We start from the raw sequence: 5,081 nt of genomic DNA, 5'->3' as shown, positions 1-5,081 counted from the left end.
GACAGTGGGAAAACACACAAGACCCGTTATACAATACAAATTCACTATCAAGTTGGCGCCGGAAGGAGAAAACCGCGACCAGGAGGCGAACGCTGTCAACAGCGAAGTCGTCCTAAGTGCATACATGTTCGACCGACGCTCTGGATACATGATGGACGCAACTGACGCGAACAAAGATGTAGCACTGGGATACTGCAGACTCGTATCTGATGAACTGCGAAAAAAATCGAAGCACGTGAGGAAGGACTTGGAGGGATGGCATGAAACGTACGTCAGTGACCGCGAACCCGACCCAACCGTATATTTAGTTGTGGTGACCTCGCTCGATGGCCAAGCTACTGACTCCGAACAATTCCTTCGAAACCTTCGATGGTACCCGAAAACCGGACACATCGCCTCCTTAGATGATCAAAGGAACAGTGAACTACGTGAGCCGAACCGCACAACCTCGCACTTCCCCCAGTCAGAATGGCCTCTCTTCAACAGAGACTCGAACGCATACCGCGGACGGACGGGTTACGAACCTCGCAACTACAGCCCCACGAACCCAGCGCGAACCACGCGAAACACCCGAAAAGCAGTCGAATACCATACCGCGCGCCAAACGACCCCGAACTACGCCAGGTCACTTGACCGAGGTACATGGCGCTATGGGCTCAGTCTCGGTCATCAATCGGACAACGCTACGCCACGCGGAACCGAACCGGAACCGCATGAACCACAGTCGCACTATAGGGCAACTGGGTTCCTGCAGCCTGAAAACGCGCGAACCCCTCTCCGCGCGAACTGTCGCACGCTCGGCTAGCCGAACTGGAGGGTCACGATCACCCGTAGGGACCCCACGCCAATACGCGAACCCTACGAACCCGACGTGCGCTCGCCAAAGCCCAACGCGCCACTTGTCGCTGACTCCCCGCGTCGACAAAAAAAAAACCCAGGCGCTGGATCCGAAACTCCGAGCGTTGACGATACTATCGAATGCCTTCAATATCTGGGCCAGCGCCTGAACCAACTAAGTCAATATCTTCAAAAAGCAAAGAACTACTCAAGTGAAGACCAAGAGGTACTTATTCATCCGATCGGGCAACTGCTATCCAATGGAGAACGACTGGAACTGTCGATGCGGTCATGCCATATGAAGCTCGAACTTCAGAAGCTCGAACTTCAGATCGCCATGAAAAAAGCCAACGCCGACAACGAGAGCCCGGTTAAGAATGAAAAAACACGCGGGGGCATACTCAATCTCGAGGGTATGCTACAAAGGAGGGCCGGGGAAGAACGCGAACGACACCAATTGGAAAGCGACTTCGTCTACAATGAACGACGTGGTGCGAACCGACCCGATATCAACACGCTCGGTGCGGTTAACCGAAAAGTGCCGATATCCGAATGTCTTGAGGCGGGAAATGACGGGCTCGTCACTTTCGACTCGCCGAATAAACCGTCGACGTTTATCGAACAGGGGGAGGAAGCTGGGGCGCGTGGCCCTGAAGTGACCCAACTCGATGTGACAGTGATGGATTACCCAGGTTGCGATAGCGAGTACGCTATCAAACCAATAGATGTCAGCCCGACGGCGCACAAGGATGCCTCCCGCGGTATTGGCACCGCGTTGTTCCACTCAAATGAGGTCACGGAGACCCTTCCGCGAACCACTCTCTTTAATGCCGACACCGCTCATCGCAAAACCGCGGGGTACTTCGATATTTACGGCGCCAACACGGACCGTAAACGAGAGACGGGTCACCTGGAAGCAGAACCAGTGGAGGACGGATCGAAAGAAACCAAACTGATGGGCGAATCACGACGCGCATACGACGAACCTGCTTACATTCGCCCCGAACAGGGTACACGGGGGAAAGGCAAAACGAGGAAGCCACGAGGTAGGGAAGCTCGTCGCCATTTAAACGCTTACCTAAAACGACGGGGAGACCGCATGACCTACGGGAATACGACAAAACGGCGCCAAGCTCTGACTCCGTCCGACCGCTCCCTTCGACAAAGCTACGACGGTGGTCACGAAACGAACACCGCGAAATTTAGAGATTCGTTTCAGTGGAGTGAGACCGAGAGCCAGCGTGCTGAGCGCAAAAACTTTAGATTCTACACCTCCGACTCGAGTGAAAGTGATGCGAACTAGCTAATCCTAATCACACATGAACGTTACGTTAGGATCCCAGTTCCGTTAAACGTGTCCTATGCCTGATTTCGATTTTCCGACGGACCAGGCATAGTCTACTTCTATGACACTTACCACCTCGATCTTGTTGACCACGTTACGATTGCATACAGGACAACCCGACCTATGGCACAACGCTAGCTTTTAGATTCGGTCGGTGACTAGGGGGTCGATGGCATCCGCCCAGCCCGTGACAACTGATACCAATCTGGAAAATTAACGGGTCCGGTTAATCCATACGCTTAGACACATCTATGTCACTCTGTCGGTACACTCTAAAATGTGTTTCCATGCTTCACAGACCTTCTCGACAACGTCGTTAAAAATCCGTAACACGCTGATATGCTGATCAGTGCTGCCGCAACGAACCCATACTTGCTCAAACGGGTTTAGTTCAGGTGAATAGGGCGGAACTTTGGTGTTACTTACGTTGTAACATTCCACCTGTGATGCGGGTGGCTTTGAAAGCCCCCCTAAAAGGGGGCTCTCATTTTAGTTTCCTAACCCCAAACGCATCTGGCGCTCTTCTTCCTTCCCTACACGATCTTGTGTGCCGGACAGAGCTGCTTATAATTTCATCATTCCTCCCAGGCGAGTCGAAAAAGCAGCCTCTTTGCCAAAACTTGTTTCCCATAACTTCTTCTTTCTCAAGTACGGAAATTTGTTAAACAAGCGAAACGCGGTTCGTCCTTTTACAAAGCCCATATATGTCGAAACCCTTAAGCGAGGTGGCAATCTCACGAACAGATGTACGAGGTCTACTTGAACATTACGCTCGACAACCTGACAGTTCTTCATATTACTATTGATATAGATACTGCGGTAAACCTCCTTACCTAAATTGCCTTTAAGATTTTTAGGCGGTATTTCGGTGTCCAAACTAAGTAGTACTGACACCTATAATACTCGTGTGAGGCGGATTCGTATCTACTCATGTTCTTTATTTCCTTCATTTGCTGGTTACAAACGAGGACATCTTGAACGTGAGCGTTCTTCGGGCATAGCCCAAAGGAACGACCACCGCCTTCTTAAGAAGGTGGTTTAAGGTTAGAAAATCAAATTGCTCTGCAATGTTATTCGTGTGCCACCCCGCACCATCCATGATCACCACTGCATGACGACCTTTTTTGGTGACTGCGGAGATCTACTTAAGGTGTTCAACCATAGTCTCCTTGTTAACCCAAGTAACAACCACTGCTTCTCCAATCTCTCTAATGGGGCATACTGAGCCAAACAAATACGCATACTCAAACTGCTGTTGTTTTACCGCTCTCGGCCTTGAACCACGTTCAGCCCAAAGTCGAGTTGTCGTATTTTGCTGGCCGAATCTCGCTTCATCTTGAAACCAGACATCAACGTTCTCAAGTCCCATGTGGCCGGGGATCTTAAGGTTTGAATTTTTTTAAAATCGTCTTGAATTATTTGGGATTGTCGAGGGTGTTTGGAGCGGGAAGTTATCCAAGAGAAGCCCATGTGATTAAGCAAATAATAGATGGAGCCTGGATGGTAGTATTTACCAAACTCTACGACGATATGGGCATGAATATCAGCGCCAGTTAACCTGCCCCCGGATGAATCCTCTGCTCGATTCTTTATGTATAGGCTTAATTGCTCACGTTGTTGAGGGTTAAGACAGGCAGGCCGACCTGAGCTTGGTTTTTCTTGCAGCCCTTCAAGTCCTTCTTCGAGGAACGATTGTACCCATCTGTTCACACTGGTTCTACTGACTTTAAGGGACTTGGCGATTTGGGTGCGAGAGTGACCATCTTTAAAATGGGCCAATGCGAGTAATCGTATCTTCATCGGATAGATTTTTGTTGGCTAGCGAGCTTTTTAAAGTCGATGTTATCGAGGCTGTTCATAGCATCCGTTTTCACAAGACAGTAACAGCCGCGATCAGATCATATTTTACCTAGATTGATATGACTTAGACTCCGTTGAGGTACAACCGATAGCCTGTGAGCCGCGACACCATCTCACGGCTCATACGCCACAACTGGAAAAACCGCATGCTTCGTACGACGAACACGTAAAGTCCATCTTACGAACGACTTGTGTGCGAACCCACGACACCGTCTAAGGTGCAACCGAATGGCGAAACAATGATTAAGAGGGTTACACCCGCCTGCCTTCGCTCCAGCACGAGGTTTATGGTCCAAATGGCTTACTTAAGTAGCTAAAATCAACCAGGCCAACGTACATCCCTATCTTCACTTTTCGCCACCTTTATACGCTAGGCCAAATGACCGACACCTTACTTGACAACCCACCCACGAAAATCACTAGGCTGAAAACACCTGACTGTTCTTCTCAGCAAGGTCTTGAACGACAAAAATCAAATATATACCAACGCTATTATGTGCTGGTTTGATAAAAAAAACTTCAGGGACACGAGCTGAGCGACCTGAACTACTTCGTCATATGGGTGACCTTAAATCAGTGAAAACGATCGTCGCGGGAAATGCGGGTGCGATTGGCGCCCTTCAACTTCCTGAGACCGGCAATCTCGTTGAATATATTCGAAAAACCAGGGCTAAGTTAAGTGCGCAAAGTCGAAACGACCTGACGGATTTGATACCTGATTCAAACGGCGTGACCGATATCGTGACCTATCAGTTCAAGGGCTTTTGCTTAAGTTCGCATTACGAAGGACGTGGGATGATTTCGAGACAAAAAAAGAAAGGCGGCGGCAAGGGATTGAATGGGCTCAAGAACGCGGTAAGTGCTAAGGGTCCTCAATCGAGTACCGACATTCACCAACAAATCATGACGCTTAGAAAATCAGGTATGACTATCTGTGACGACACGTCAATCAGGTGAACGGATATGGGCTTTGAACCATCAAGGGAAGTGAATACGCTAATCCAGTAGACTTTTTTGGAGCATCAACGCGATAGTTATG

4 protein-coding genes and 1 pseudogene are annotated in these 5,081 nt (G+C 49.4%); 2 read left to right on the top strand and 3 right to left on the bottom strand.

From position 1 onward, the window contains the following. Positions 1 to 871 precede the first annotated feature (871 nt). A complete protein-coding gene (locus tag BLO31_RS14985) occupies positions 872 to 2,140 on the top strand; it encodes a hypothetical protein (protein WP_070968337.1) in 1,269 nt (422 codons plus the stop codon). A gap of 531 nt (positions 2,141 to 2,671) precedes the next feature. Here BLO31_RS14985 and tnpA read toward each other — a convergent pair. From tnpA to BLO31_RS23200, 3 genes and pseudogenes are all read right to left on the bottom strand, one after another. After that, positions 2,672 to 3,114, bottom strand: a pseudogene (gene tnpA, locus BLO31_RS14980) (IS200/IS605 family transposase). A gap of 209 nt (positions 3,115 to 3,323) precedes the next feature. After that, positions 3,324 to 3,551 carry a hypothetical protein gene (locus tag BLO31_RS23875; protein WP_175443234.1) on the bottom strand — a complete coding sequence of 76 codons (228 nt, stop codon included), beginning with the start codon at positions 3,549 to 3,551 and terminating at the stop codon, positions 3,324 to 3,326. Next, the gene (locus tag BLO31_RS23200) at positions 3,443 to 3,982 is read right to left on the bottom strand and encodes a helix-turn-helix domain-containing protein (RefSeq protein ID WP_084659845.1); all 540 of its coding nucleotides are present in this window, start codon (positions 3,980 to 3,982) and stop codon (positions 3,443 to 3,445) included. Before BLO31_RS23200 ends, BLO31_RS23875 begins: the two co-directional genes overlap by 109 nt. Before the next feature lie 564 nt (positions 3,983 to 4,546). On the opposite strand from BLO31_RS23200, the gene BLO31_RS14970 reads away from it, so the two are divergent. Next, positions 4,547 to 4,999 (top strand): hypothetical protein, encoded by a 453-nt coding sequence (locus tag BLO31_RS14970; protein WP_139159022.1) that lies wholly within the window; start codon positions 4,547 to 4,549, stop codon positions 4,997 to 4,999. Positions 5,000 to 5,081: the final 82 nt, after the last annotated feature.

The organism is Vibrio sonorensis (genome assembly GCF_001854765.1).
Taxonomy (GTDB): Bacteria; Pseudomonadota; Gammaproteobacteria; order Enterobacterales; family Vibrionaceae; genus Vibrio; species Vibrio sonorensis.
The sequence above is the reverse complement of the archived record's forward strand: the minus strand, read 5'-3'. Positions and strand labels throughout refer to the sequence as shown.

What these genes read in the sequence shown, in the direction of transcription:
- BLO31_RS23875 (WP_175443234.1), bottom strand. Translation starts at nt 3,551, where the DNA reads ATGGGACTTGAGAACGTTGATGTCTGGTTTCAAGATGAAGCGAGATTC.
- BLO31_RS23200 (WP_084659845.1), bottom strand. Translation starts at nt 3,982, where the DNA reads ATGAAGATACGATTACTCGCATTGGCCCATTTTAAAGATGGTCACTCT.